Raw genomic sequence first — 26,650 nt, 5'->3', positions numbered from 1 at the left:
CACACATCCAATGTTTGACTGGCCGTCATGGCGCTAATCGGCCACTCATCCGCCAGTAGCCAAGTATTCCGTGTCCCAAGGCTAGACACGGGCAACGTTCATATCCGTTAATCCATCCTATGTATCGCTGGAGAGGGCCGATGGGACCGAGACTCCCATGACCCCCAGGCCTCCTTGCTCAGCTGGGCTGCGGTGTCGTCGCCGCGCTCGACGTATGGCGCCACTTCGGCAGCAGACAAGTCCGCGACGTGCTGCAGCCGACCGCAGGAGATCTGCACCGACCAACGACCGAGCCGTCACTCTCTCCTCAACGAAAGGTGCACCATGCCCTCTTCCGTCAGCAGACGGCGCCTCCTGCAAGTAGCCGGGGCCACCGCCGCCGCTTCTGCCACCGGAGCCTTCATCGGCGCATCTCCCGCACGCTCGGCCGTCCCTCCCGCAAGGGTCGACATCGGCGTCTCCGCGCGCCCCTTCGAACTCGACCAGGTCCGGCTCACCGCGAGCCGGTGGCTGGACAACCAGAACCGTACGCGGAACTACCTCCGGTTCGTCGACGTCGACCGGCTGCTGTACAACTTCCGCGCGAACCACCGGCTGTCCACCAACGGCGCGGCTGCCACCGGCGGCTGGGACGCGCCGACGTTCCCCTTCCGCACCCACGTCCAAGGGCACTTCCTCACGGCATGGGCCCAGCTGTACGCCGTGACCGGGGACACCACCTGCCGGGACAAGGCGACCTACATGGTTGCCGAGTTGGCCAAATGCCAGACCAACAACAGCGCCGCCGGATTCAACGCCGGATACCTCTCCGGCTACCCCGAGTCCGACTTCACCGCCCTCGAGCAGCGGACCCTGAGCAACGGCAACGTGCCGTACTACACCATCCACAAGACCCTCGCCGGCCTGCTGGACGTATGGCGCCACATCGGCAGCACGCAGGCCCGGGACGTGCTGCTCGCCCTGGCCGGATGGGTCGACTGGCGCACCGGCAGACTGAGCAGCCAGCAGATGCAGGCCATGCTGCAGACCGAGTTCGGCGGCATGAACACCGTGCTGACCGATCTCTACATGCAGACCAACGACGCACGGTGGCTCACCGTCGCCCAACGCTTCGACCACGCCGCGGTGTTCGACCCTCTGGCGGCCGGCCAGGACCAGCTCAACGGACTGCACGCCAACACCCAGGTACCCAAGTGGATCGGGGCCGCCCGCGAGTACAAGGCCACCGGCACCACCCGCTACCGGGACATCGCCACCAACGCCTGGAACATCACCGTCAACTCGCACACTTATGCCATCGGCGGCAACAGCCAGGCGGAGCATTTCCGCGCCCCGAACGCCATCGCCGGCTTCCTGAACAAGGACACGTGCGAGAGCTGCAACACCTTCAACATGCTCATCCTCACCCGGGAACTGTTCGCCCTGGACCCGAACCGAGTCGCGCTGTTCGACTACTACGAGCGGGCATGGCTGAACCAGATGATCGGCCAGCAGAACCCGGCCGACGACCACGGCCACGTCACCTACTTCACCCCGCTCAACCCGGGCGGCCGACGCGGTGTGGGCCCGGCCTGGGGCGGTGGCACCTGGAGCACCGACTACGGCACCTTCTGGTGCTGCCAGGGCACGGGCCTGGAGATGCACACCAGGCTGATGGACTCCATCTACTTCCGCAGTGACGACACGCTGATCGTGAACATGTTCGTGCCCTCGGTGCTCAACTGGTCCGAGCGCGGAATCACCGTTACCCAGACCACGACATACCCCGTCAGCGACACCACGACCCTGCAGGTCACCGGCAACGTCAGCGGCACCTGGGCGATGCGCGTCCGCATCCCGGGCTGGACCACCGGGGCCACCATCAGCGTCAATGGCGTCGCGCAGAACATCACCACCACCCCCGGCAGCTACGCCACCCTGACCCGCTCCTGGACCTCCGGCGACACGGTCACCGTCCGCCTGCCCATGCGGGTCGTGATGCGAGCGGCCAACGACAACGCGAACATCGCCGCCATCACCTACGGCCCGGTCGTCCTGTCCGGCAACTACGGCGACTCCACGCTCAGCTCCCTCCCGACGCTGAACACGTCCTCGATCACACGGGCCAGCAGCACGTCGCTCGCCTTCACCGCCACCGCCAACGGCTCCACCGTCAACCTCGGCCCGTTCCACGACGCGCACGGTCACAACTACACGGTGTACTGGAACACCACCGGCAGCGTCCGTCTGGTCAACGTGGCCAGTGGTCTGCTGCTGGGCATCCAGAACATGTCCACGGCCGACGGTGGCCGCGCTCTGCAGTGGTCGGACAACGGCACCGCCGACCACGACTGGTACATGATCACCGACGGAAGCGCGGTCCGCTTCCGCAACGCCCACAGCGGCAAGGTGCTCGGCGTCCTGAACATGTCCACCGCGGACGGCGCGACGGTGCTGCAGTGGTCGGACAACGGCACCGCCGACCACCGGTGGACGCTGCTCGACCAGGGAGACGGGACCTTCAAGATCCGCAACGTCAACAGCGGGAAGCTGCTGGCCATCGCCAACAACTCCACCGCTGTCGGCGCGTTCGCCATCCAGGACGCGGACGACGGCACCGCCGACAACCGGTGGCGCATCGTGCGGAACTGAGTCCGCCGCGGAACCAGATCTCCATCGATCCCGTCCTCATCGTCCGCTCACTCCCCCGACCATGGTTCGGCATTCCGAACATCTCCCCCTGGTCGCAGCCCCATCCGTCCGGACGGCCCGTCAGCGGGCCGTCCGGACCCGCTCCCGCAAAGAATGAGGTCTACGTGCTCAGAAGTACGTTCAGTCGCAGGCACCTGTCCGTGGCACTCTCGGTCCTGGTCGCTTCGGCGGCGACGCTCGTCGTCAACCCCAGCCCGGCTCAGGCGGCCAGCACCGGCGCCTTGCGCGGTGTCGGCTCCGGCCGGTGTCTCGATGTGCCGGGCGCCAGCCAGACCGACGGTACGAACCTGCAGATCTGGGACTGCCACGGCGGGACCAACCAGCAGTGGACGCTGACGGACAACAACCAGCTGACCGTCTACGGCAACAAGTGCCTGGACGTCCCGGGCCACGCCACCACGGCCGGGACCCGGCCGGTGATCTGGCCCTGCAACGGCGGTACGAACCAGCAGTGGCGGGTGAACTCCGACGGCACGGTCGTCGCCGTGGAGTCCGGGCTGTGCCTGGACGTCAGCGGCGGCGCCACAGCCAACGGCACGGCCGTACAGCTGTGGAACTGCACCGGCGCCAACAACCAGAAGTGGACCGGCCTGTCCGGGACGGGCAACACGTGTGCTCTTCCGTCGACGTACCGGTGGACCTCGACGGGTCCGCTGGCGCAGCCGGCGAACGGGTGGGTCGCCCTGAAGGACTTCACCACCGTGAAGTACAACGGCCAGAACCTGGTTTACGCGACCACCTCTGACGGATCGTCGTGGGACTCCATGGCGTTCCGTCCCTTCACGAACTGGTCGGACATGGCGACGGCCACCCAGACCGGGATGGGCGAGGGCTTGGCGGTGGCGCCCAAACTGTTCTACCTCTCCACCAAGAACATCTGGGTGCTGGCTTCGAACGGCTGGGGTACCGCCTGGCCCTTCGTCTACCGCACGTCCAGCGACCCCACCAACCCCAACGGCTGGTCCTCCCCGCAGCCGCTGTTCACCGGCAGCCTCCCCGTGGGCGGCCCGATCGACCCGACCATGATCGCCGACGGCCAGAACATGTACCTGTTCTTCGCCGATGACCTCGGAAGCATCTACAGGTCGACCATGCCGCTCGGGAACTTCCCGAGCAGCTTCGGCTCGTCGTACACGACGGTGATGAAGGACACGGAGGACAAGCTGTTCGAGGCCCCGGAGGTCTACAAGGTCCAGGGCCAGAACCAGTACCTCATGATCGTCGAGGCAAAGGGCGCGGGCGGGCGCTACTTCCGCTCGTTCACCGCCCCCAGCCTGAACGGTCCGTGGACCGAGCAGGCCGGCACCGAGAGCAGCCCCTTCGCGGGCAAGGCCAACAGCGGTGCCACCTGGACCAACGACATCAGCCACGGTGACCTGATCCGCGTCAACGCCGACCAGACCATGACCATCGACCCCTGCAACCTGCAGTTCCTCTACCAGGGCAGGGACCCCGGCGCGAACAGCCCCGACTACCTGAAACTGCCGTACCGGCCGGGCCTGCTCACCTTGCAGCGCTGACCGCGCGTCATCCCGAGCTCGTGACCATGCTCCCAACGCCCGCACCGCGGCTTCCGCGGTGCGGGCCAGGAAGGACCCCCCTCATGGCACCCCTGCACACACGACTGCTGCGTCTCCTCGCAGCCACCGCACTGACGCTCACCGCCTGCGTCACCGCCTCCGCCGGCACGACCGCCACGGCCGCGCCCGGCAGCCCCGCGCTCACCCCGCCCCTGGGCTGGAACAGCTGGAACAGCTTCGGATGCGGGATCACCGAGGCGCAGGTCCGCCAGGCAGCCGACGCGATGGTGTCCTCGGGCATGAAGGACGCCGGCTACCAGTACGTCGTCGTCGACGACTGCTGGTTCGACCCGCAGCGCGACAGCGCGGGCAACCTCCGGGCCAACCCGACCAAGTTCCCCAGCGGCATGAAGGCGCTGGGCGACTACATCCACAGCAAGGGCCTGAAGTTCGGCATCTACCAGGCACCCAACGAGAAAACGTGCGCACAGGGAGTGGGCACCTACCCCGGCTCCACCGGAAGCAAGGGCCACGAGGCCCAGGACGCCGCCACGTTCGCGTCATGGGGCGTCGACTACCTCAAGTACGACTGGTGCTCCGGCAGCGGCACCCTCAACGAGCAGATCGCACAGTTCACCCTCATGCGCAACGCCCTGCGCGCCACGGGGCGGCCGATCGTCTACAGCATCAATCCCAACAGCTTCCACGCCCCCACCGGCGACAAGTACAACTGGGGCGAGGTCGCCGACCTGTGGCGGACCACCGAGGACCTGCTCGACATCTGGCAGAACAACAACACCAACAGCTATCCGATGGGCGTCGGCAACGTTCTGGACGTCACCGCGCCGCTGGCCGCTCAGTCGGGCCCGGGGCACTGGAACGACCCCGACATGCTCGTCGTCGGCCGCCCCGGCCTGTCACTGACCGAGTCCCGCTCCCACTTCGCCCTGTGGGCGTTGCTGGGCGCCCCGCTCATGGCCGGCAACGACATCCGCACCATGTCCGCCGACGTGAGCGCGATCCTGCGCAACCCGCGTCTGCTGGCGGTCAACCAGGACTCGCTGGGTGCGGGCGGACGCAGGGTGCGCGACGACGGCGCCACCGAGGTGTTCGCCAAGCCCTTGTCGGACGGCTCGGTCGCCGTGGGTCTGTTCAACCGGGGAGGGAGCACCACGACCATCACCGCCACGGCCGCGCAAGTCGGCCTCACCGGCGGGTCGTTCACCCTCACCGACCTGTGGACCGGCGGCACGTCGAGCACGTCCGGCCAGATCTCGGCGAGCGTCCCGGCGCACGGTGTCGCCGTGTTCAAGATGACCGGCGGCAGCCCGCTGGCCGCCACCACCGCACGCCTGCGCGGCAACGGATCCGGCCGCTGCCTGGACGTGGATCGCGCCTCCACCGCGGCCGGGGCGGCGACGCTGATCTGGGACTGCCACACCGCCGCCAACCAGCTCTGGACCACCTGGGCCGGCGGCGAGATCCGCGTCTACGGCGACAAGTGCCTGGACGCCACCAACCAGGGCACCACCAACGGCACCCGGGTCATCATCTGGCCCTGCAACGGTCAGAACAACCAGAAGTGGACCAAGCAGGCCGACGGGACGATCCGCAACGCCCACGCCGGACTGTGCCTCGACGTCAACGGGTCCGGCACCGCGAACGGGACCCCGCTGGTCCTGTGGACCTGCAACGGCCAGAACAGCCAGAAGTGGACCACACTGCCGTAGGAGAGTGTCTCAGCAACGGCTGATCTGATCGACGACGGTCTGAAGGGCCGGGGTGACCTACCCCGGCCCTTCAGCGCGAGGAGCCCACGGAACCGCAGGCAGAAGGCCGCGGTGTCCCTGCCGACCGGTGGGTGTCACCCCGCCGTGTGGCTGGACCTACCGCTCGTCGGGCCGCCGACGCTCCGCATGGCTTTAAGGTCGAGTCGGCATGGGCCGGCCGGCATGAACGAAGGTGAGGCGGGAGCGCGCGTGATCCGGGTAGTGGTGGTGGACGACGAGGCACTGGTCCGGTCGGGGTTCGAACTCATTCTGGGCGCGTCCGAGGACATCGAGGTAGTCGCGACCGCGAGCGGGGGCGAGGCCGTGCAGACCGTCCGCCGGGAGCGGCCGGACGTCGTGCTGCTGGACATCCGGATGCCCGACGTCGACGGACTCACCGTCCTGCGAGAGCTGCGGAAGACGCCCGACGCTCCGGTGGTGGCGATGCTGACGACGTTCGATGCCGACGAGTACATCCTGACCGCGCTGCACTGCGGTGCGGCCGGTTTCCTGCTCAAGGACACCGAGCCGGAGCAGCTCGCCCACCTGGTGCGCACCCTGGCCGCGGGCGGCGTGGTCCTCTCCCCCAAGGCGTCGCGGACCCTGCTGCACAGCCACCCCGGCACCACTGCCGCGGTCGATGAGGAGGCCGCCCGGGTCCGGCTGCTCACCGCCCGCGAGCGCGACGTCCTCGTCCTGGTGGCGGAGGGCCTGTCGAACACCGACATCGGGGCACGCATCCACCTGAGTGCAGGGACGGTCAAGGACCACGTCAGCGCGATCCTCACGAAGTTGCGGGTGACGAGCCGGGTGCAGGCCGCGCTGCTGGCGCAGCGGGCCGGTCTGCTCGACGAGCACCCGCGGTCGGAGGCCGGGCGATGAGCCGTGCACGTGCCGTGTGGCAGCGGGTTCCCACGCCGGTCATCGACCTCGTCCTGGTGGCGGTGGCGGCCGTGGACGTACGGGTGGTGAGCATGTGGGAGCACACCCGCCTCGAGGTGGCGCTGGCCGTGGTCGGCTGTGCCGCGTTGGCGTTCCGGCGCAGGTTCCCGCTCGGCGTGTTCCTGCTCACCCTGCCCATCGCGCTGATGCAGGATGTCGCCGTCGCTGTGCTCGCGGCGCTGTTCACCCTGGCCGCACACTCCCGCGACCGCCGTCTCCTCGCGGTGTGCGTCGCCCTGGCCGCCGTCGCGAGCAGCACTCCGTGGCCCCTGGCCGAGGCCGACCGGAGCATGACCCTGATCTTCTTCGTGTACGGCCTGGCGACCGCCGCGGCCCCGGTTCTCTTCGGCCAGCTTCTCCAGGCGCAACGGGACCTGGCGCGGCGGCTGACCGAGATCGAGGAGGCCAGGGAGCACGAGCGGACCCTGCACGCACAGGCCGTGCTCGCCCGCGAACGCGCCCAACTGGCCCGCGAGATGCACGACGTGGTCTCCCACCAGGTCAGCCTGATCGCCGTACGGGCCGGAGCGTTGCAGGTCGCCACCAAGGACGCGGATGCCAAGGAGGCCGCCCGCACGATCCGCTCGCTGAGCGTCACCACGCTCGACGAGTTGCGCACCATGGTCACGCTGCTGCGCGCCTCCGGCGGCCACACCACCGAGCTGACGCCCCAGCCCACCCTGGCCGACCTGCGCAAACTGGTGGAATCAAGCGGCACTAACGCGCAGCTGACGGGTGAGCTGCCGCCCGCCGTGGGCACCCCCGCGCAACGGGCCCTCTACCGCACGGTCCAGGAGGCGCTGACCAACGTCCGCAAGCACGCCCCCGGCGCCACGGCGTCCGTCGAGCTGTGGCAGGACGGCGACGGCATCGGAGTGACCGTCACCAACACTCCCCCCACGCGTCCTTCGCTCTCCCTGCCCGGTTCGCAGCATGGCCTGGTCGGACTGCGGGAACGGGCCGATATCCTGCACGGCACCCTGGATGCGGGCCCGACCGCGGAGGGCGGCTACCGGGTGCGGGTGCGGATTCCCGTCAGCGCGGACTGACCGCCCCCTCACTCAGGTAGTGGCTGACCGTGCACGGCGTGACGGAGACCGGGCAGGGCCGATATGCGGCTCGGCGCCATCGGCCACGCCCTTCTCGATGCCTGTCGAGCGCCACCAGCCAAGGCCCGCGGGTCATCGCGCGGGGGCCAGGAGCTGGGTGGCCGCCAGCTGGGCGTACAGCGGGTCCTGGGCCACCAGTTCCTCATGCGTGCCCAACGAGCGGACCCGGCCGGATTCCATGACGACGATCCGGTCGGCGCCGGTCACCGTCGACAGACGGTGGGCCACCACCAGCACGGTGGTCTCGCGGGCCACCTCCGCGATGACGTCCCGCAGCGCCAGCTCGTTGACGGCGTCGAGTTGCGAGGTCGCCTCGTCGAGGAGCAGGAGCCGGGGCCTGCGCAGCAGGGCGCGGGCGATGGCGATGCGCTGCCGCTCGCCGCCCGACAGCTTCGAGCCGCGGTGTCCTACCGGTGTGTCCAGGCCGTGGGGAAGGCGCTCGACGAGGGTGTCGAGCTTCGTCCGGGCCAGGACGCCGCGGAGGTCGTCGTCCGTCGCGCCGGGCGCCGCGAACACCAGGTTCTCCCGCAGCGTGCCGGCCAGCACCGGAGCGTCCTGCTCCACGTATCCGATGGCGGACCGCAGCTCGGGCAGGAGCCAGTCCCGTACGTCCTTGCCGTCGATCAGGACCCGGCCACCGGTGGCCTCGTAGAACCGCTCGATCAGGGCGAACACCGTCGACTTGCCCGCACCGGAGGGACCCACGAAGGCCGTCATCCCGGCGCCCGGCACCTCGAAAGTCACCTGCTGATGGACGTACGGCAGGCCGGGGCGGTAGCGGAAGGACACGTCCTCGAAGCGGACCGACGCCGGACCCGGCACCGCTGCCCCCTGCTGGGGCAGGGCGACCGTCCGCCGGTCGGTGGGCTCCGTCGCCAGGCGTTCCACCCGCGCGATCCGGGAGATCGCGGCAGCCCCCTCCTGATAAGAGGTCACGGCGTCGATCAGCGTGGACACCGGCTCGATCAGGTAGAAGAGGTACAGCAGGAAGGCGATGAGGGTGGACACGGGAATGTCCCCGGACGCCACCCGCGCCCCGCCGACCGCCAGCACCGCGAGGAAGGCCAGCTGGACGGCGAGTTCGTCCGCCGAGCCCGCCACGGACTCCCACTTCGCGCTCTTCACCCCGTGCCGCCACGCCCGCTGCGCCGCCGCCTCCACACGGGCGGTCTCCCGCTCCTCGGCACCGGACGCCTTCACCGTACGAAACGCCCCAAGAGCCCGCTCCAACGCGACGGAGATCTCCCCGACCGCCTCCTGCGACCGCTCGGTGGCCCGCGCGATCCTCGGCATCACCAGGGCGACGCCACCGCCGACCAGCACGACGACCCCGAGCGTCACAGCCAGCAGTACGACGTCCAGGTAGGCCATCATCACGATCGCCGCCACGAAGGCCACCGCGCCGGTGGCCGCGGAGACGACCGCCTGGGTGCTGACCGCCCGCAGCAGCGTGGTGTCCGAGGTGACCCGGGACATCAGATCGCCCGGCGGGATCCGCTCCCACTCCGCGATCCGCAGCCGCAGCAGCCGTCCCACCAGGGTGCGCCGCGCGGCCAGGACCACCGACTCCGCCGTCCGCTCCAGCACATACGCGCCGAACGCCTCGACCGCCGTGCCCAGCACCACCAGCACGGTGAGCGCGATCAGGATCCCGGCGATGGTGTCACCGGACGCCAGCCGGTCCACCAGTGCCTTCGTGGCCAGCGGCTGCAACAGTCCCCCGGCGGCTCCGGCCAGGGCACACAGCAGGCCGAGGGCGACGGCCCACCGGTGCGGCCGGACGTACGCGCCCAGTGCCTTGACCGTCTCTCGGGCGGACAGGGACGTCTCATCCGTCGTCGGGGCGGATGCGGTGTTCACAGAATGCCTTTCTTCTACGGTGTGCCGGGCACCACATCAGCGGTGCCGCGTACCAGGGAGCGTGAGCGGGTGTCGGCTCAGTGACCGAGTCCGGCTGTGCTCGTGGCGAGGGTGTGCGCCAACGCTTCGGAGACCTCAGGACGGACGACGAACAGTACGAAGGCGCCCGCCGCCAGCGTGAAACCGAGGAACTCCAGAAACTCGCCCCTGCCAGGGACGACGTCACGGCCCGGTACGTCGGCCGTTGACTCGAGGAAGTCCTCACGCTCGTTGTGTCGCGCACGGTGTGTCATGCCTTCAGCATGGAAGCCCGTCCGCCCCGCGCCCATCCGGCGACTGTCGGGTCCACCCCCGCCGAGTGGCTGGAGAGGACCGCCCTCCGGTCGCGCCGGAGACCGGTCAGGGCGAGACTCCGCCGGTCGGCCGGGCGGTACCCGCCGATCGGCGGGGGCGTTACCGAAGACTGCCGGATGGTCCGCCCCCTGACGTCCACGCGAGATTCTCCGTATGACACAGACACAGCCGCCGCAGGAGACGTCAGCTCTCCAGGAGAACTCGCCTCCGCAGCCCCGAACCTCCCCCGAGTCCGCCGTGCCGGACTCGCCCGGTCCCTCGATGGGACGCCTCGTCGGGGTGGATCTGGCCCGCGCGCTGGCGGTGTTCGGCATGTACGTCGTGCACATCGGCCCCCCGCTGTCGGCCACGGACGGCGTCGCCAGCTGGATCCGGTACCTGGCGGACGGTCATTCGTCGGTCCTCTTCGCCACCCTCGCCGGGTTCTCGCTGATGCTGCTCGCCGGCCGCCGGGAGCCGAAGACCGGCCTGGCCGGCCGGCAGGCGAAAGCCCGCATCGCGATCCGCGCCGTGGTCCTGCTGGCGCTGGGCACCGCGATGGCCATGGAGTACGGGGGAGTGATCATCCTCGGCTTCTATGGCGTCTACTTCCTCCTCGCCCTGCCCCTGGTGCGACTGAGCGCCAGGACCCTCGCGATCACCGCGGCCGCGTTCGCGCTCGTCACACCGCAGCTGGCCTTCGCCCTCAACTCGCTGCTGACCGACTCGATCCGGCAGAGCGTCAACGCCTACGACCCGCTGTACCGGCTCAGCGAGGTGGGAGTTCTCGATCTGCTGCTCACCGGCTTCTACCCGGCGCTCACATGGCTGTCGTTCGTGATCGCGGGCATGGCACTGGGCCGCCTCGACCTGTCCTCCGGCACTGTCCAGCGGCGCCTGGCCGTGTTCGGTGCCGCCCTCACCGTGACCGCCTACGGCATGTCCCTGCTGCTCGCCGGTCCGGGCGCGTTGAGGAGCCTCGCGGAGGACGGGCCGTCGTCCGGCGGCTCCGGGTCGATGCCCCCCGACAGCGGGTCGTTCCCCGATATGCCGGCATCGTCGCTCCTGACGGCCGGGCCGCACAGCGGCACCACGTTCGACATCATCGGCAGCATCGGAGTCGCGATCCTCGTGATCGTGGGCGCGACGGTGGCGATGGACCGCCTGCCGCGACTGCGCCGCCTGGCCACACCGGTCATCGCCGTGGGCACCATGTCCCTGACCGCCTACGTCGGCCACTTCCTCGCACAGTCCATGCTGTCCCTGCCCACCGGGACCAGTACCCAGCAGTCATGGGTGCCGCTGCTCCTGTTCGTCCTCGGGGCGATCTTGTTCGCCGCACTCTGGTCCCGCTTCTTCCGCCGCGGCCCCCTGGAGTACCTCCTCAACGCCGCCACCAAGCCGGCGAAGCACATCCGATGAGACCCGACCGTGGTGGGACGCCTCCACGTCCCACCGGCGGCTCCGACCAGGGGCGGCAGATCATCGCGGTGTGAGCGGCTGGGACGCTCAGTGAGGCAGAGATTGTTCGGCCCAGATCGTCTTGCCTGCGGCGGTGTGGCGACTGCCCCAGCGCTCGGCGATCTGGGCGACGAGCAGCAGTCCGCGTCCGCCCTCGTCGAAGACGCGGGCCCGCCGCAGGTGCGGGGCGGTGCTGCTGCCGTCGGAGACTTCGCAGATGAGCACGTCGGCCCGGATGAGCCGCAGCTCGACGGGGGCGTTTCCGTATCGGATGGCGTTGGTGACCAGCTCGCTGACGATCAGCTCGGTGGGGAACTCGAACTCGGCCAGTCCCCAGGCGGCCAGCTGTTCGCTCGCCATCCGGCGGGCCCCCGCGACGGCCGCGGGGTCCACGGGCAGTTGCCAGGTGCGTACCTGTTGCGCGCCGAGACCGGAGGTGCGGGCCAGGAGCAGGACGATGTCGTCGGCGGGCGGGTCGGGTCGTACCTTGCGCATGACCTCGTCGCAGACTTCCTCCAGGCCGGCGGCCGGACGGTGCAGCGCTTCGGTCAGCAGGTCCAGTCCGACGTCGATGTCCCGGCCGGGGGCCTCGATCAGGCCGTCGGTGTAGAGGGCGAGCAGGCTGCCCTCGCTCACGTCGATCCTGGCGGCCTCGAAGGGCAGTCCGCCCAGGCCGAGCGGTGGCCCGGCGGGCAGGTCCAGGACGTGTACGGTGCCGTCGGGGTCCACCAGGACGGGCGGCGGGTGCCCGGCCCGGGCCAGGTCGCATCGGCCGGCGACGGGGTCGTAGACGGCGTAGAGGCACGTGGCACCGACCTCTCCCGAGGCTCCCTCCGCCTGACCCCGGGTGTCGGGGCCTTCCTCCCGGTCGAGGCGGATGACCAGGTCGTCCAGCCGGGTGAGCAGCTCGTCGGGTGCGAAGTCGGCGTCGGCGAGAGTCCGTACCGCGGTGCGCAGGCGGCCCATCGTGGCCGAGGCGTGCACGCCGTGGCCCACGACGTCGCCCACCACCAGCGCGACCCGTCCTCCGGACAGCGCGATGACGTCGAACCAGTCTCCGCCGATCTCGTCCCCCGGACCGGCGGGAAGGTACCGGTGGGCGAGGTCCACGGCGGGTGCTTGGGGCAGCCGCTCGGGCAGCAGACTGCGCTGGAGGGTGAGCGCGGTACGGCGCTCGCGGGTGTAGCGGCGGGCGTTGTCGATACTCACGGCCGCCCTGGCGGCGATCTCCTCGGCGAGCGTCAGATCGTCCTCGACGAAGGCGTCCCCCGTACGGTGTCGAAGCAGGTGCATCACGCCCAGGGTGACGCCCCGGGCGCGCAGCGGCACCATCATCACCGAATGGATCCTGAACCGCCTCATGCTCTCGGCGCGGGCCGGGGAAGCCGTCGACCACTCGCGCAGCCGCGGGTCTCCCGCGCGGTAGTGGGCACCCCGGCCGGTGGTCAGCGCCTGTGCCGGTGGTGAGCCGGGCGGGTATACGTCGACGTCGCCCGTCCGGACCACGGATTCCGGGCAACCCGAGAGCACCGAGCGTTGCGCGGTACGGCGGCACTGCACCGGCGTGTCGGGCGGTATCGGTTGCGGTTCGTGCCCCTGGACGACCGACTCCAGCAGGTCGACGGTGACGAAGTCGGCGAACCCGCCCACCGCCACCTCGGCCAGCTCCTCGGTCGTCCGGGTCACGTCCAGGGTGCTGCCGATCCGCGTGCTGGCCTCGTTGAGCACCGCCAGACGGCGCCGGGCCCAGTACTGCCCGGTGATGTCGATCACCAGCGCCGACATCCCCAGCACCGCGCCCGCCCGGTCCTTCAGCGGCGAGAGGTAGACCGACCACGCGTGATCGCGGACCTCCCCGGAGGCCCGAAAAGGCTGCTCCTCGCGGAAGATCATCTCACCGGTGCGCACCACCTGCCGCTGAAGGCGGTCGATCTCGTCCAGCGGCGGGACGGGATAGATCTCCCACAAGGTCAGGCCCCGCATCTCCTCCTGTGTCAGGCCCATGGCACGGCTCATCACCTGGTTGCAGGCCACGAACCGCGCCTCATGGTCGTAGACGGCCACGGGCACCGGGAGCTGTGCGAGCGTGAGGTCCCACAGCCGCGCCGTCCCCGCCTCGGTCGGCGCGGCGGCGTATGCCATGGCCGCCGGTGTGACGACCCACAGGGTGTCGCCGTCCGGGTCCGCCAGTGGCGTACCCCGCAGCTGCACCTTGACTCGGTCTCCGTCCCGATTCCGCAGCGACACATCGCTCGTCCACGGCTCCCTGGCCGCGAGGTGGCGCCGCAACGCGACGGGCAGCTTCGCGGCGAGCAGGTAGGCGGCCGGCCGGCCGACCACCTCCTGGGACTCGTATCCGAGCAGTCGCCGTGCTCCGGCGCTCCACGCCGTGACGGCTCCGCGGCCGTCGATGACGACGGCGAAGTCCTCGGGTGCTCCCGCGCCCCTCGCTTCGGTGGTCGTGTCGAGTTCGTTGTCCATGCGCGTACCACGACCTCGTTCCTGCAGCCACTCAGCATGGCGTCGCGTCGCTTCTCACGCCGCTGCCTCCAGCATCCCGCCACTGCCCACCCCGCTCAACCGGCCGCGTTCCGGCGCCGTGCCCACGGTGTGCCGTTCCCGGTCCGGGCACGGGCCGGTCTGATCCGAACGACAGGGCCTAGCCCGCCAGCCAGCCGGGGCTGACCCTCCCGTATTCGTACGCGAGGACGACGACCTGGGATCGGTCCCTCGCGCCGAGTTTTGCCATGATGCGGCTGACGTGGGTCTTCGCTGTCAGGGGAGAGACCACCAGGCGGGCCGCTATCTCGTCGTTGGCAGATGCTGGGCAGGAGGGCTTGGTGGCTGCCCGCACCGCTCGCCCGAAAGCTGCCCAGGGTGTCCGTCGAACGCCCCGATCAGCCGGCCTCTCGGGAAGCGGCTCGACCGCACACCGCCGAGCGTTGAACCCGCCCTCGCCGCAATGACGCCGCGAGTGCCGTCTCCCGCGACGTCAGCCGGCGGCGTCGGCACGAAGTCCGATGGCGGTGTCACTTTCGCATCAGCGTGCCCACCGCGCCGAAGCCATGGCCAGGAGACGAGCCCGGCTGATTCTCATGTTCGCTCTCCCCCGTGGCGCCCCCTGGGTCGATATCAGTGTGGGAGGGGGGAAGGCGGGAAGGTGTCGGCCGAAGATCCATGGCAGGGCGACGACGGTATGAGGCAGGCTAGACGGGCGTCGACGCCGACGGCACGAACGGTGCCCCGTGTCCCGGCACGATCAGCGCCGGGCCGAGGCCCAGGACCTTCTCCCTGGCCGCCCGCAGCTGCTCGCGGTCGGGCGCGAAGGGGTCGTCGGCCGGTCCCTCGGCGGTCCACCACAGATGAGTCAGGACCACCAGGCCCTCTTCGGCCGTGACGAGGGTGCTGACGTCTTGCGCGGTGTGGCCCGGGGTCGTCATGAGCGTGATCGACGGGGAGAGCCGGTATCCGTCGGCATCGCGGTCCTCCCAGATGTCATCCCGGTAGATGGCCATGTGGTCGTGGAAGCGGGCTTCGGGGGACAGGGCCGCGTTCAGCGTGTGGTCCGGGTGGTGGTGGCTGAAGATCACGTCGGTGACGTCTTCGGGGCTCAGCCCGTGGTGCGTGAGCGGGTCCAGGATGAGTCGGCGATCCGCGACCATGCCGGGATCGACTATCGCGACCGTCTCGCCGTCGACGAGCAGGGTGACGGTGCCGGCCACCCGCGTGTCGGCGTAGCCGGTGGTCAGGACGTGGAAGGCAGCGGTCATGAGGGGCTCCTCGGGGATGGGCGTGGTGTGGGGCGGTACGAGCCGGTCACCGGGCAAGGAGCTCCCGGAAGCCGGTGAACAGGGCACGCAGACCGGTGTCGAACGCGAGCTCGGCCGCCCTACTCTACCGAAACCGAATCAGTTTCAGTTCGATTCGGTTCAGCTCGGTTGTCGTGCGACGGGAAGGGCTCCGCCGCTATGCAGGCCGACATCGTGTTCACCGAAGGGACCGCCAGGACCGGGGCCGCCGAAGGCCCGGTGCTCGACGCCCTCGCCGTCACGGGCGGCAGGATCGGCGGTGGCTGGCCGCTCAGGGCATTCCGGATGGAACAGCGTTCCCGGACCAGTCCGGCCGGTGAGTACGACACGGACCTGAACGGGTACGGCAGGTCACCGGCTCCGATCGGCAGTCCGGTGAACACGCAGTTGGCGTTCGCCCGCGGCATGAAGGAAGAACAGCGGATCAGGGTTGATTGAGCGGCCGCGGACGTGGAAGGACGCGACGGCACAGGACCGGCAGGTGTACGGGGTCTGGCGTAACCGTGATCCGGCCGGCCCTCAGCACGGCACTGGGCCGACGAGCACCCCGGGCCGAGTGGATCACCGGCGACGGTTTCGACGCCTGGCCCGCCGCTGACGGCCGGCATGCAGTCCGGTGGCTCGGCTCGGCATGTCGAGGCATGCCACGGGCCGAGCCGGACGCCGCTACGCTCCGGCCGCCTCGATGAACTCGCGCACGGCGGTGCTCGGGGCCCCCGAGCGGACCAGTGCCTCACCGACCAGTACCACGTCGGCTCCCCAACCGCGGTACTCCGCCACGTCCTTCGGGCCCGTCACTCCCGATTCCGCGACCTTGACCGTGCCTTCCGGGATGGCTGTCACGAGGTCGGCGAACACGCTGCGATCCACATCCAGCGTGGTCAAGTCCCGCGCGTTGATGCCGAGGAGCTCGGCGCCTGCGGCGGCGGCGCGCCGCACTTCGTCGGCTGTGTGCGCCTCCACGAGCGGTGTGAGACCCAACTCCTTGCACAGTCCCATCAAGTCGGCGAGTTGGCCGTCGTCCAGCGACACGACCATGAGCAGCGCAAGGTCGGCGCCGTGTGCGCGGGCTTCCCACAGCTGATAGGGGTCGACGATGAAGTCCTTGCGCAGGACGGGCACGTCGACCCGGGCGCGTACGGCGTCCAGGTCGGCGAGAGAGCCGCCGAAACGCCTGCGCTCGGTCAGCACGCTGATCGCGGCGGCACCGCCGGCCGCGTACTGGACCGCGAGGGACGCAGGATCGGGAATGTCCGCCAGCTCACCCTTGCTGGGGCTCTTTCGCTTCACCTCGGCGATGATGGACACCCCGGGCGCCCGGAAGGCGGGCAGGGGGTCGATCGCGGGTGCCGCGTCCGCTGCCCGGGAGCGCAACTCTGCCAGCGGCGTCGCACGCTTACGCTCTTCCAAGTCTTCGCGGACTCCCGCGAGGATCTCATCGAGAACGCTCATTGTCCTCTCCTTGTCGAACTGTCTGCCGCTGCGGACGTCCTCCGGCTTGAGTGAGGCCGTGCATCACCCACGTCCAAGTCGTGCTCAGAAGACGGCTATTCGGATCGATCATGGTATGCGTGCCGGCCGGCCACGGGGCACGGAGGTTGAACTTCTCGCGGATGACCCGTGAAGTGTCGCCTCAGGCTGCATGCAGGCGCTCGGCGCTTTGCATGCAGCCTCACTGCCTTCGGTCTTGAGCCGGATGCCGCCGCAGGCGGGGCTCAGGCCAGGCCGAACCGCTCGGCGTGCACTTGCGGTTGGGGAACCTTCAGGCTGCGCAGGGCGCTGAGCACGGCCGAGGTCATCGCGGGCGGGCCGCAGACGTACACGTCCCGTTCGGTTATGTCGGGGACCAGGGCACGGAGACTGTCCGGCTCGAACGGCGGGTTCCCCTCCCCCGTGCGGCCGGTGAGCAGGTGCAGCTGTCCGCCGCGGTCCGCGACCAGAGCTCGGACCTCGTCGACCAGCACGGCGTCGTTCTCGCTGCGCACCCGGTACAGCACGACGACATCACCGGCCGGCTCCTCCTCCAGCAGGGCGCGAACCGGCGTGATCCCCACTCCCCCGGCGATCAGGAGTGCGCCGGGCCGCGTTCGATGCAGCGAGGTGAACGCCCCGTACGGCCCCTCGACGAACGCGCGGCTCCCGACCGGGACGTGCCGCAGGCCGGCGCTGGTGCTGCCGACCGCCTTGGCGGTCAGGCGCAACGTACGGCCGTCGGGTGCCGCCGACAGCGAGAACGGATTGGCCAGCCACCAGTGGTTGTGCCCGGGGAACCGCCAGATGCAGAACTGGCCGGCCCGGGCCGGCAGCTTGTCGAGGTGGCGGCCGGTGACGCGCACCGACACCACGTTGTCCGACTCCGCCACCACCTCCGCGACCCGGAATCTGTGATAGGCGTTGCGCCACAGGGGCATGACGATCCGCCCCGTGACCAGGGCACCGAACGCGAACAGCCACAGGGCCCACCAGTAGATCATCGCGAGCGTGGACGAGCTGAAGGTCGTGGTCTCCTGCAGCTGGTGGACGAACGCCAGCCCCAACGCCAGGTACAGCAGCAGGTGCAGGCCGTGCCAGGTCTCGTACCGCAGCCGCTGCCTCACATACCGGGCGGAGACCACACCGACCACGACGACGATCGCCGCGGCCAGCATCCCGAGCAGGGAGGCCGGCACTCCGGCCAGCGCGAAGAACGTCTTCGTCATCGACGCGTCATCGAGCCTCGCGTAGCCCAGCACCACCAGAAAGGCGTGCGTGAGGATGGTCCACAGCAGGGTGAAGCCGACCCACCGGTGCCACACTGTCAGCCGGTCCATGCCGATGCGGCGGTCGAGCCACGGCAGCCGGGCCACGAGCAGCAGCTGGAACAGCATCAGCGCGGCGGCGTGCAGGCCGAAGAACTTGGCGACCGTGAGCACCCCGTTCTTGCCAGTCCCGGCGGTGAGGAACAGGGCCTCGACGACCACCAAGTTGGTGATGACAAACGTCCACAGCGCCCACCGCGCCGCAACGACCGGAGGTATGGTGCTTTGCCGCACCCTTGAAATCGTCGCCTCCACCGCTTCCCCTCTTGCCCATGTGACGCACTCGCGCCCGGTACCTGCAAGGTCGCAAGGATCCCAGCGTCCTCACCTGATACTGGCTCCGGTTGCGACAAAACTACGGAACTTGATCTGCAAAGCGTCGACCGTTCTCGTGCCGCGGGTCAGCACGATGGTCGAGCCGACCACACCGTGCCTTACGGGGTGAACTCCAACCCCTTCACAGGCGGCCGACCCGGCGGCCGTCGCTGGGTAGGTTGAGCGATTAAGGCCTTAACCACAAGCCATCACAGGGCTGTTGATGTTCACAAGTCGACGTCGTCATGCCCGTCGTCCGGCACCCGAGCGCCGTCGTACTGCGATCGGCGGCGCCGACGACACGGGGCGCGTGATCAGAGGACTGAACACCAGCAGTGTCAGACATAGGATGTTCGTGGGCCTACATCGGCGAGGGACGGATCGGCGAAAAGGCCGCACCAGCAGCTACCTCGGCACGAAACAGCACTGGACTCGCCCTCGTGCCACCGACCCCTAAATTCCCCGCGATTCATGGGATGTTCCAGCGGGATCGTGGTATCTATACGGATGCGCTTGCGAGGCGGGTCAGGGCCGACCCGCTCGGTGCGTGCTCCCCACCCACCCGTTCTGCCAGTACGTCAGGCGGCCGTCGCCGAAGGGAAGGCGTTGCGGCCGAGTTGCTGACACGAACGGCGATCATCCCCGCTGATTCAGCACTCATTCGCAGAAGAGGACGCTGCATGAGAAAATCCCGGGTTCTACCCTTGATCTCGCTTGTCGCTGCCGCGCTCGGGGTCACCGTGGCAGGTGTGACCCCTGCCTCCGCCGCCCCCGACACCCCTTTGCGAGTCATGCCGTTGGGCGACTCGATAACCTGGGGTGTGGGAAGCAGTACGGGCAACGGTTACCGGGCTCCGCTGTGGAACCGGCTTGCGGCGGACGGCCATCCGCTGGACTTCGTCGGCACGGTGCGGAACGGGTCGATGTCCGACCCCGACAACGAAGGCCACTCCGGATACCGCATCGACCAGATCGCCGCCCTTGCCGACGCCTCGCTGACCCGCTACCGGCCCAACGTCGTGACGCTGCACATCGGTACCAACGACCTCCAAGGGGCCTCCGAGGTCGACAGCGCCATCGCCCGGCTGAGGTCGCTGGTCAACCAGATCACCGCCGACGTCCCCGACGCAACCGTCCTCGTCGCCTCCCTGGTCGTGTCCACCAGCAGTTCGGAGGAGCGGTGGCGGGGCACGTACAACCAGGCCACCCGCCAGATCGTCAGCGACGCACAGGCCGCGGGCAAGCGCGTCGCATTCGTCGACATGAGCAGCCTGACCACGGCCGACCTGGCCGACCCCCTGCATCCCAACGACGCCGGCTACCAGAAGATGGCCGACGCCTTCCACCGCGGCGTCCAGGCCGCGGACAGCGCAGGGTGGCTGAGGAACCCCGCCCCCGCCCCCGCACGCGTACAGTCCGGCATCGCCGGCAAGTGCATGGACGTCAACGGCGCCGGCACCGCCAACGGGACCGCCGTCCAGACGTGGAGCTGCGGCGACAGCGCCAACCAGTACTGGTCCGCCTACACCGACGGCACCCTGCGCTCCATGGGCAAGTGCCTCGACGCCGCCGGCGGGGCCACCGCCAACGGCACCAAGGTGCAGCTCTGGTCCTGCCACGGCGGCGCCAACCAGGTCTGGCAGCCCTACAACGGCGGCTACCGCAACCCCGCCTCTGGCCGCTGTCTCGACGTCCCGGGCTCCTCCACGGCCGACGGCACTCAGCTCGTGCTGTGGGACTGCAACGGCGGCTCCAACCAGAAGTGGACCACTCTGACCGCCGGATGAACCCGCTCCCGGGACCTGAGTCCGGCTCAGGTCCCGGCCGGACGCCGTCCGGGTGCGGGCCTCGTCCGGGACCGTCGACGAATCCGGCAGTTGCAGCATGTTTCCCGCTCGGTGGGAGCGGCCGGTGCCTCGGCCGCCGTCGGGTGCGCGACGGCGCACCGGGGCGCGGTCCGTGGTCGTGCCGCCAGGGCTGTCCGAGAACGTCGTCCCCGACCAGCCCTGGTTCCGGATGGAAGACTCCCGCCGATGACGGTCGGCGGGCTCGACGGACGGACGCCGTGGCCACCGCCGCCGTCACCGCGGCCGTCGCCCTCGACCACGGCCCCGGCCTGGGGGCGCAGGGTTCTGACCCAGTGATGGCCGTTACACGGCTGTCTCGTTCAGCGGCATCAGGAGACGGTGAACAGCTGGTGGTCGGCGCCGTCGAACGGACGCTGCTCCAGCTGCTCGCCCTGGGCGCTGCCCGCGGTGAGGTAGAGACCGCTGTGGCGGTTGAGGAGCCGGATACGGCCGTTGCCGGCGTCTTCCGCCAGCCATTCTTCGTTGGTGTTCGCGTTGTCTTCGTACGAGTACTGGACGGCCTTGGCGCCCGCGTCACGGGAGGCCCACCGGATGACGACGTCCTTGCCGCTCGCCTGGTTGACGATCCGTGTGTATCCGTCGCCGAGGGGCACGAATGCGAAGCGCTGGTTGGTGCCGCCGGTGCTGGGCCAGCGGATGATCGCGGCGTCGTTCGCGAGGCTTGCGCTCTTCACGTCGAGTACGTGGCTGCTGCCGGCGATGGTCACCGTGCGGTTCCCGGTCGGGATGACCGGGACCTTGGTCAGCCTGACCACATGGCCGCCGTTCGCGACCGCCGGCACGCTCAGTGTGTCACCGGCCTGGATGACCTTGCTGGTACGGGTCAGGCCGCCAGAGCCGTCGGTGGTGATCTCCGCGTGCCAGGTACCGGAGCCGAGGAACGTGGTCGGGTAGCTGATGGTGCCGGCGCCGCCGCGCCTGAGAGCTCCGACGAACCACCGGTCGCCGTCGCGGCGCGCGATGACCCCTCCGGTGAGCGGGTCGCCCGAGACGTACTTCGTCTCGTCCCACACGGTCGGCAGCATGCGCATCCACCGCTGCGCCTCGGGCCGGGCCTCGTAGTCCGAGATGCGGCTGCCGGGCAGCATGATGCCGCTGTCCAGGAGCACACCGAGGGCGAGTTCGGCGGCGTCGCTGTTCGGGTTGCCCTGCTGGAAGCTCATCGGCGAGTAGTCGGCCGGGCCCAGCAGGCCGCGCGTGAACGGGAGCGCGGCCACGTGCCCGATGTTCCGGCCGTTGGGGTATTCCTCGCCCCGTACGGCCTCGTTGGTCAGCACGTGCGGCCAGGTGCGGTGGACGCCGACGGACAGGCGCGAGCCGTGCAGGTCGACCATCAGCTTGTAGCGGGCGGTGTCGGCCAGGGCCGCGTCGTACCACTGCTGACGGGCCTGGGCCTCGGAGCCCATGAAGTCCATCTTGACGCCGACGACACCCCACCCGGTGATCTTGGTGAACTGGGCGTCCCGCTCGGCGGCGGTGTCCAGGTCCTGCCAGTGGTACCAGAGCATGATCCGCACGCCGCGTTCGCGGGCGTAGGCGACGAGCTCGGGAATGATCGCCTGGTTGTCCTTCCACCCGTCGTCCACGAGGAGGTAGGGCCAGCCCTGCGAGGAGGCGTAGTCGGCCCACTGCTTGAGCTTAGTCAGGTCGCGCTGGGTGTTCCACATGCCGTCCAGCCACGGCCACGCGGCGACACCCGGCTTGATCCACGAGGTGTCGGAGATCTTCGACGCGGGTGCGACGTCGTCGACCAGCGTGGACTCCACGACCGTCGCCGTGCTGCCGATGGTGGCGGTGCGCCACGCTGTGGTGAACGCGCCGGACCGCACGATCTGCGCGTCGGCCAGCGCGACGGTGAACCGGCCGGTGCCCTGGCTGTGGGTGAACCGGCCACCCGAATAGCCACCGTCCACACCGGACTCGGCGAGCAGCACCCGCGCGCCGTTGCTCTGCTGGGCGAACATGCCCATGTCGTAGGAGCCCGTCGGGACCTCGGCGACCGTAGAGGTCACATAACCCCTCTCGTGATCGGGGCTGAACTCCTGCCGGGACAGCTGGGCGTCGGTCGGCAGTTCGAACGACGTCACCTCTCTCAACACCGTCGCACCCGACGGCAGCTCGTAGCGCAGCGCCATACCATCCGCGGACGTGCGGACGTGCACGGTCATCTGCGCGGAGCCCTTCGCGAACACGAGTCTGGTCTCGGTCGCGGACCGCGTCCGGACGCGGGACTTCCCCGCTTCGACCTCGTAGTTGTACGAGACGGGCGTATCCGTGCGTCTGACGAAGTCCAGTCCGGTGGTGAAGTCGGCCTGACTGGTCACCAGGCCGATCGGAGCGGGTATCAGGGCCTGGCGGCAGTTCCAGGTCGCGCCGAGCGAGAGGGCGCCGTTCGCGTCCAGCGCCACGGTGGCGCGCACGCCGTCACAGCCGGTCTGTGCGACACCGGGCTGGACCGAGGTCCAGTTCCCCGGCGTGGCGGCGGAGGCGGGCGGCGCAGTGACCGCCGAACCTATGCCGGCGAGGACGGCGGCGGCCGTACCGGCGACTCGGATCCCGCTTCGTTGGAGGAGTCTCATGGGGCCTTCCGTGTGAGGTGGTTGCAGGTGGTCCGCGGCGCATCACTCACGCCGGGAGCGGGAGGGACGTTGCCTTGGTCAGGCCCAGGGGCTGACCGCTGTGAAGGAGCTGTCGGCGCGGAAGGTGGCGTTGTCCTGGTAGCGGTCGATGCGCAGCTCGTAGAAGTAGTGGCGGAGGTAGTGGCCGGGGTAGTTGTACGACTCCAGGCTGACCGAGCCGACGGTCGCGCCCGGACGCGCGCAGTACGTGGCGTCCTTGTTGAAGAGCGTCGTGCCGTTGCTCGCGTCGAAGCGGATCCGGAGGTCCTTGTGGCGCAGGTAGCGGCCGGACGTGTCACGGAACGAGTAGCACTTGGAGTCGGCCAGGCCGGGGACGATGGTGAAGGTTGCGCTCTGCTTGACCGCCGTGGTGCTGGAGGACGTCACCGGGTCGAGGTAGCCGAGGCCGTCCGAGCGCACGACGGCGTAGCGGCCGGGGAAGTTGGCCGATCGGAGCGAGCGGGTGGTGTCGGTCGGCAGGGCCGTGCCGGCGGTGACCGGGTCGATGCTGCTCAGAGTGGGGACGACCTTCTTGATCAGGCCGTCCGAGGTGAACTCCAGCTTGTCGATGGTGGTTTCGCGGTGGGTGCCGTCGCCACCGGGGATGGCGAAGCGGTGGTAGGCGATGTACCAGTCGTCGGTGTTCGGGATCTGGACGACTGAGTGGTGGCCGGTGCCCTTGATGCCGAGCGAGAGGTCCTTCTCGAGGATCACACCGTGCTTGGTCCAGGGTCCGGTGGGCGAGGGGCCGGTGGCGTAGGCGACGCGGTAGTTCTCGTCGCGGGTGTCGTTCTCCGACCACATGAAGTAGTAGGTGCCCTTGCGCTTGATGACGAAGGTGCCCTCGTTGTAGCCGCTAGGTGTGATGTCGCGGACCTTCGAGGCGTCGAAGGAGATCATGTCGTCGTTCAGCGGCACCACGCGGGCGCGGCCTTGGCCCCAGTAGAGGTAGGACTGGCCGTCGTCGTCGGTGAAGACCGCCGGGTCGATCATCTGGCCCGTGTACGCGCCGCGGGCGATCAGCGGCTTGCCCAGGGGGTCCTTGAACGGACCGGTGGGCGAGTCGGAGACCGCGACGCCGATGTTCGTGTCGGCGGAGTAGTAGAAGTAGTACTTGCCGTTCTTCGCCTCGATCGCCGGCGCCCAGGCCCTGATGTCGGCCCAGCTGACGTCCGGTCCAAGGTCGAGGATGACGCCGTGGTCGTTCCAGTTGACCAGGTCCTTGGAGGAGTACGCCTTGAACTGCGTGCCGTCCCAGCCCGGGAAGCCGTCGGTCGTCGGGTACATGTAGTAGGTGTCGCCGAAGCGGATGATGTTCGGGTCGGCGGTGAGCCCTGGCAGGACCGGGCTCTCCGCGGCCTGGGCGGGCACGGCAGGGCCGGCAAGGCCCAACAGGAGCGAGGCGGCGGCCGCGGCGGCCAGAGCGCCCGGCCGGAACCTGCGGCGGCCGGAAAATCTCACGCTGTGCATGGATTCACATCCTGAAGAAGACATGGCTGTGGCAGGGCGCGCGCGAGACCTCGGCGGTCATCATCACCGCGAGTTGGTCGACCGGACGCGGCCCCGCTGAACTCGGTGGCGGTCGGCGGTGGGGAGACGTGTGGTCGGACGTCGGGGTCGCCGGGATGGCTCGTGGAGGGAAGCCGGCGCCTGCTCCGCTGGTGGGCGGTTGGCTGGCGAGGGGTTCGCCGTGAAGGCGCCGGCATCCCGGTCGGTGTCGGGTCAGTTCGTCACGCGGAAGGTGGCGTCACTGCGTCCCGTCGCGGTGCTGATCGGGTCGAGGCGGAGTTGGTAGGCGTAGTGGCGGATGTAGCGGTCGGGGTGGTTGTAGGACTGGAAGGAGGACCAGGTGGAGTCGGCGAGGCCGGCGACCTGGCGGAAGGTGGCGTCCGCGGCGAACTGGGCGGTGCCGTCGTTGCGGACCAGCTGGAAGTCGTAGTTGGCGTGCCGCAGGAAGTACCCGGGGTGGCTCACCGACTCGAAGGAGACGGTGTCGGAGCCCGCCAGGCCGGGCCGCAGCCGGAACTGTGCGTCGGGGCCGGTGATGTTCTGGTCGATGCGCACGTCGAAGTTGGCGTGCCGCACGTAGCGGTCCTGGAAGTTGAACGACTGGAGCCGCTGGGCCGGGGTGCTGGGCCAGCGGGCGAGGACGCGCGTCTCCTCGGCGGCCGTGAGGTTCAGGATCGAGCCGTGGCGCTTCTTGTTGACACCCATGTTGTAGCTGCCCGATGCCGGGATCTGGTAGGTGCCGGGGGCGGAGGGGTTGGTCGTCGTGACCGGCATGTACCCGCCGCGGATGGCGTACTGGTCGAGGTACAGGGCCCACTCGTTGCGGTCCCGGAACTTCATCCACATCGGACCCTCGACCGCCGTGCCGGTCGTGCCCGCCGCGCCGGTCAGGCCGATGCCGGAGAGGTCGCCGAGGTTCGTCCACGTCCCGAGGATCGAGTTGCTGCCTTCGAGGGTGATCTGGCCGTCACCTGAGGCGCGTACGTAGCGGAAGTTGCCGACGCCGGCCGGCACCTCGACGATCTGGGTGTCGATGAGTTCCTGGGCGCCGGGGCGGTCGATGTAGATCTGCGGGGTGGTGATGGTGCGGAAGTCGCTGGTGCGGGCGTAGAAGATGCGGTGCTTCGTCTTTCCGTCGAGGGGCACGTTCGTCGCCCAGTACAGGACGTAGTCGTTGGTGGCGGGGTTGAAGATCGCCTCCGGCGCCCACGCGTTGCGCCCGTCGGGGATCGCGCCGGCGACGTTGAGCAGCCACGGCTCCGACCAGTTGACCAGGTCCGTCGACTCCCACACCACGATGCTGCGGCTGCCGTTGTTGATGGAGCCGTCCACGGTCGACCCGCAGCCCCAGCACAGGTCGGTCGCGATGATCCAGTACTTGCTGCCGTCGGGGGATCTCACCAGTGCGGGGTCACGCACCCCCTTGGTGCCGACCGTGGAGCGCAGGATCGATGCTCCGTCGTTGAGGTCGTTCCAGTGCAGACCGTCCGCGCTGTGCGCGAGGTACATCTGCTGACCGGTCGACCCCTCCCCGGTGAAGTGCAGCATCAGATAACCCGGGTCGGCAGCGGCCGCCCGGTCCGGTGTGATCAAGGCTTGGGATGTGAGGAGCAGGCATACGGCGAGCAATATCGCCGACAGCCGGGCGCGAAGCGCGGACATATGTGTCTCCTGTCGTTCTGCAAAGGCCATCACCGGGCGAAAGTTGCCCAAATCGGGGTGGCGCGGGGGAAGTTCGGTCTCGGTGTTGGCGTCCAAGCCCAACGGCCTTCGGGTACGGCGAAGTCAGCGGTGGTCGACCCGGTCTCCGCCTCCAGGTCCTGACCGCTGTCGCGCCGTGCGGTGTGCCTCCCAGTGCTCGGTGGAAGGAAGCCTCCGTAGCCGACTCCCAGTCCGCCGAGGCGAGTTGTTCGACAAATCGAACGATGTTCGTATGGTCGGGCAGACGTTAAGCTTGGGAATCAGAACGCGTCAATACCTCCGACCGCAGTGGTCCGTCGGACCCGCAAGGACGCGCCAGACATGCGATGTATAGCGATGGACGAATC

Annotated in this window: 16 protein-coding genes and 2 pseudogenes; 8 read left to right on the top strand and 10 right to left on the bottom strand. The window is 69.3% G+C overall.

Annotated features, from left to right (window positions below; translation table 11 throughout):
* The first annotated feature begins 324 nt into the window (after nt 1-324).
* The 5 genes from ALMP_RS40595 (at nt 325) to ALMP_RS40575 (ending at nt 7,971) form a co-directional block, all read left to right on the top strand.
* Complete coding sequence (locus tag ALMP_RS40595; RefSeq protein ID WP_264937022.1) at nt 325-2,631, top strand: beta-L-arabinofuranosidase domain-containing protein; 2,307 nt, start codon at nt 325-327, stop codon at nt 2,629-2,631.
* A 164-nt stretch (nt 2,632-2,795) separates the two neighbouring features.
* Entirely contained in the window at nt 2,796-4,211 is a 1,416-nt protein-coding gene (locus tag ALMP_RS40590) for a non-reducing end alpha-L-arabinofuranosidase family hydrolase (protein WP_264937021.1), read from the top strand.
* An 83-nt stretch (nt 4,212-4,294) separates the two neighbouring features.
* On the top strand, nt 4,295-5,941 hold the full coding sequence (locus ALMP_RS40585; protein ID WP_264937019.1) for an RICIN domain-containing protein: 1,647 nt from the start codon (nt 4,295-4,297) through the stop codon (nt 5,939-5,941).
* Nucleotides 5,942-6,163: 222 nt separating this feature from the next.
* Entirely contained in the window at nt 6,164-6,862 is a 699-nt protein-coding gene (locus ALMP_RS40580; protein WP_309299612.1) for a response regulator transcription factor, read from the top strand.
* A complete protein-coding gene (locus ALMP_RS40575) occupies nt 6,859-7,971 on the top strand; it encodes a sensor histidine kinase (protein WP_264937017.1) in 1,113 nt (370 codons plus the stop codon). The genes ALMP_RS40580 and ALMP_RS40575 overlap by 4 nt, the downstream gene beginning before the upstream one ends.
* 132 nt (nt 7,972-8,103) lie before the next feature.
* Here ALMP_RS40575 and ALMP_RS40570 read toward each other — a convergent pair whose 3' ends face one another.
* Both ALMP_RS40570 and ALMP_RS40565 read right to left on the bottom strand, forming a co-directional pair.
* Nucleotides 8,104-9,891: an ABC transporter ATP-binding protein gene (locus ALMP_RS40570; RefSeq protein ID WP_264937016.1), complete on the bottom strand. Its 1,788-nt coding sequence runs from the start codon at nt 9,889-9,891 to the stop codon at nt 8,104-8,106.
* Between the two features lie 77 nt (nt 9,892-9,968).
* A complete protein-coding gene (locus ALMP_RS40565; RefSeq protein ID WP_264937015.1) occupies nt 9,969-10,184 on the bottom strand; it encodes a hypothetical protein in 216 nt (71 codons plus the stop codon).
* A 214-nt stretch (nt 10,185-10,398) separates the two neighbouring features.
* Between ALMP_RS40565 and ALMP_RS40560 the strand changes: the two genes are divergently transcribed.
* On the top strand, nt 10,399-11,646 hold the full coding sequence (locus ALMP_RS40560; protein ID WP_264937014.1) for a DUF418 domain-containing protein: 1,248 nt from the start codon (nt 10,399-10,401) through the stop codon (nt 11,644-11,646).
* 87 nt (nt 11,647-11,733) lie between these two features.
* Here the strand turns inward: ALMP_RS40560 and ALMP_RS40555 are convergent, their stop codons facing one another.
* The 3 genes and pseudogenes from ALMP_RS40555 to ALMP_RS40545 all read right to left on the bottom strand — a co-directional run bounded on the left by ALMP_RS40555 (nt 11,734) and on the right by ALMP_RS40545 (nt 15,455).
* A complete protein-coding gene (locus tag ALMP_RS40555; protein ID WP_264937013.1) occupies nt 11,734-14,166 on the bottom strand; it encodes a SpoIIE family protein phosphatase in 2,433 nt (810 codons plus the stop codon).
* Nucleotides 14,167-14,344: 178 nt separating this feature from the next.
* Nucleotides 14,345-14,500: pseudogene (locus ALMP_RS40550) on the bottom strand (LuxR C-terminal-related transcriptional regulator); the annotation flags it as partial.
* Between the two features lie 391 nt (nt 14,501-14,891).
* The gene (locus ALMP_RS40545) at nt 14,892-15,455 is read right to left on the bottom strand and encodes an MBL fold metallo-hydrolase (RefSeq protein WP_264937012.1); all 564 of its coding nucleotides are present in this window, start codon (nt 15,453-15,455) and stop codon (nt 14,892-14,894) included.
* A 198-nt stretch (nt 15,456-15,653) separates the two neighbouring features.
* On the opposite strand from ALMP_RS40545, the gene ALMP_RS40540 reads away from it, so the two are divergent.
* A complete protein-coding gene (locus ALMP_RS40540) occupies nt 15,654-15,932 on the top strand; it encodes a hypothetical protein (protein WP_264937011.1) in 279 nt (92 codons plus the stop codon).
* A 228-nt stretch (nt 15,933-16,160) separates the two neighbouring features.
* On the opposite strand, the gene trpC is transcribed toward ALMP_RS40540, so the two are convergent.
* Entirely contained in the window at nt 16,161-16,946 is a 786-nt protein-coding gene (gene trpC / locus ALMP_RS40535; protein ID WP_264937010.1) for an indole-3-glycerol phosphate synthase TrpC, read from the bottom strand.
* A 263-nt stretch (nt 16,947-17,209) separates the two neighbouring features.
* A complete protein-coding gene (locus ALMP_RS40530) occupies nt 17,210-18,526 on the bottom strand; it encodes a ferredoxin reductase family protein (protein WP_264937009.1) in 1,317 nt (438 codons plus the stop codon).
* Nucleotides 18,527-19,287: 761 nt separating this feature from the next.
* Here ALMP_RS40530 and ALMP_RS40525 point away from each other — a divergent pair.
* On the top strand, nt 19,288-20,394 hold the full coding sequence (locus ALMP_RS40525) for a ricin-type beta-trefoil lectin domain protein (protein WP_264937007.1): 1,107 nt from the start codon (nt 19,288-19,290) through the stop codon (nt 20,392-20,394).
* Nucleotides 20,395-20,783: 389 nt separating this feature from the next.
* Here ALMP_RS40525 and ALMP_RS40520 read toward each other — a convergent pair whose 3' ends face one another.
* From ALMP_RS40520 to ALMP_RS40505, 3 genes and pseudogenes are all read right to left on the bottom strand, one after another.
* A complete protein-coding gene (locus tag ALMP_RS40520) occupies nt 20,784-23,054 on the bottom strand; it encodes a glycoside hydrolase family 97 catalytic domain-containing protein (protein WP_264937006.1) in 2,271 nt (756 codons plus the stop codon).
* 78 nt (nt 23,055-23,132) lie between these two features.
* A pseudogene (locus tag ALMP_RS40510) lies at nt 23,133-24,449 on the bottom strand (family 43 glycosylhydrolase); the annotation flags it as partial.
* 366 nt (nt 24,450-24,815) lie between these two features.
* Complete coding sequence (locus ALMP_RS40505; RefSeq protein WP_264937004.1) at nt 24,816-26,264, bottom strand: glycoside hydrolase family 43 protein; 1,449 nt, start codon at nt 26,262-26,264, stop codon at nt 24,816-24,818.
* Nucleotides 26,265-26,650 lie beyond the last annotated feature (386 nt).

Source organism: Streptomyces sp. A012304 (genome assembly GCF_026008495.1).
Lineage (GTDB): Bacteria > Actinomycetota > Actinomycetes > Streptomycetales > Streptomycetaceae > Streptomyces.
This window is presented reverse-complemented; position numbering and strand designations above follow the sequence as displayed.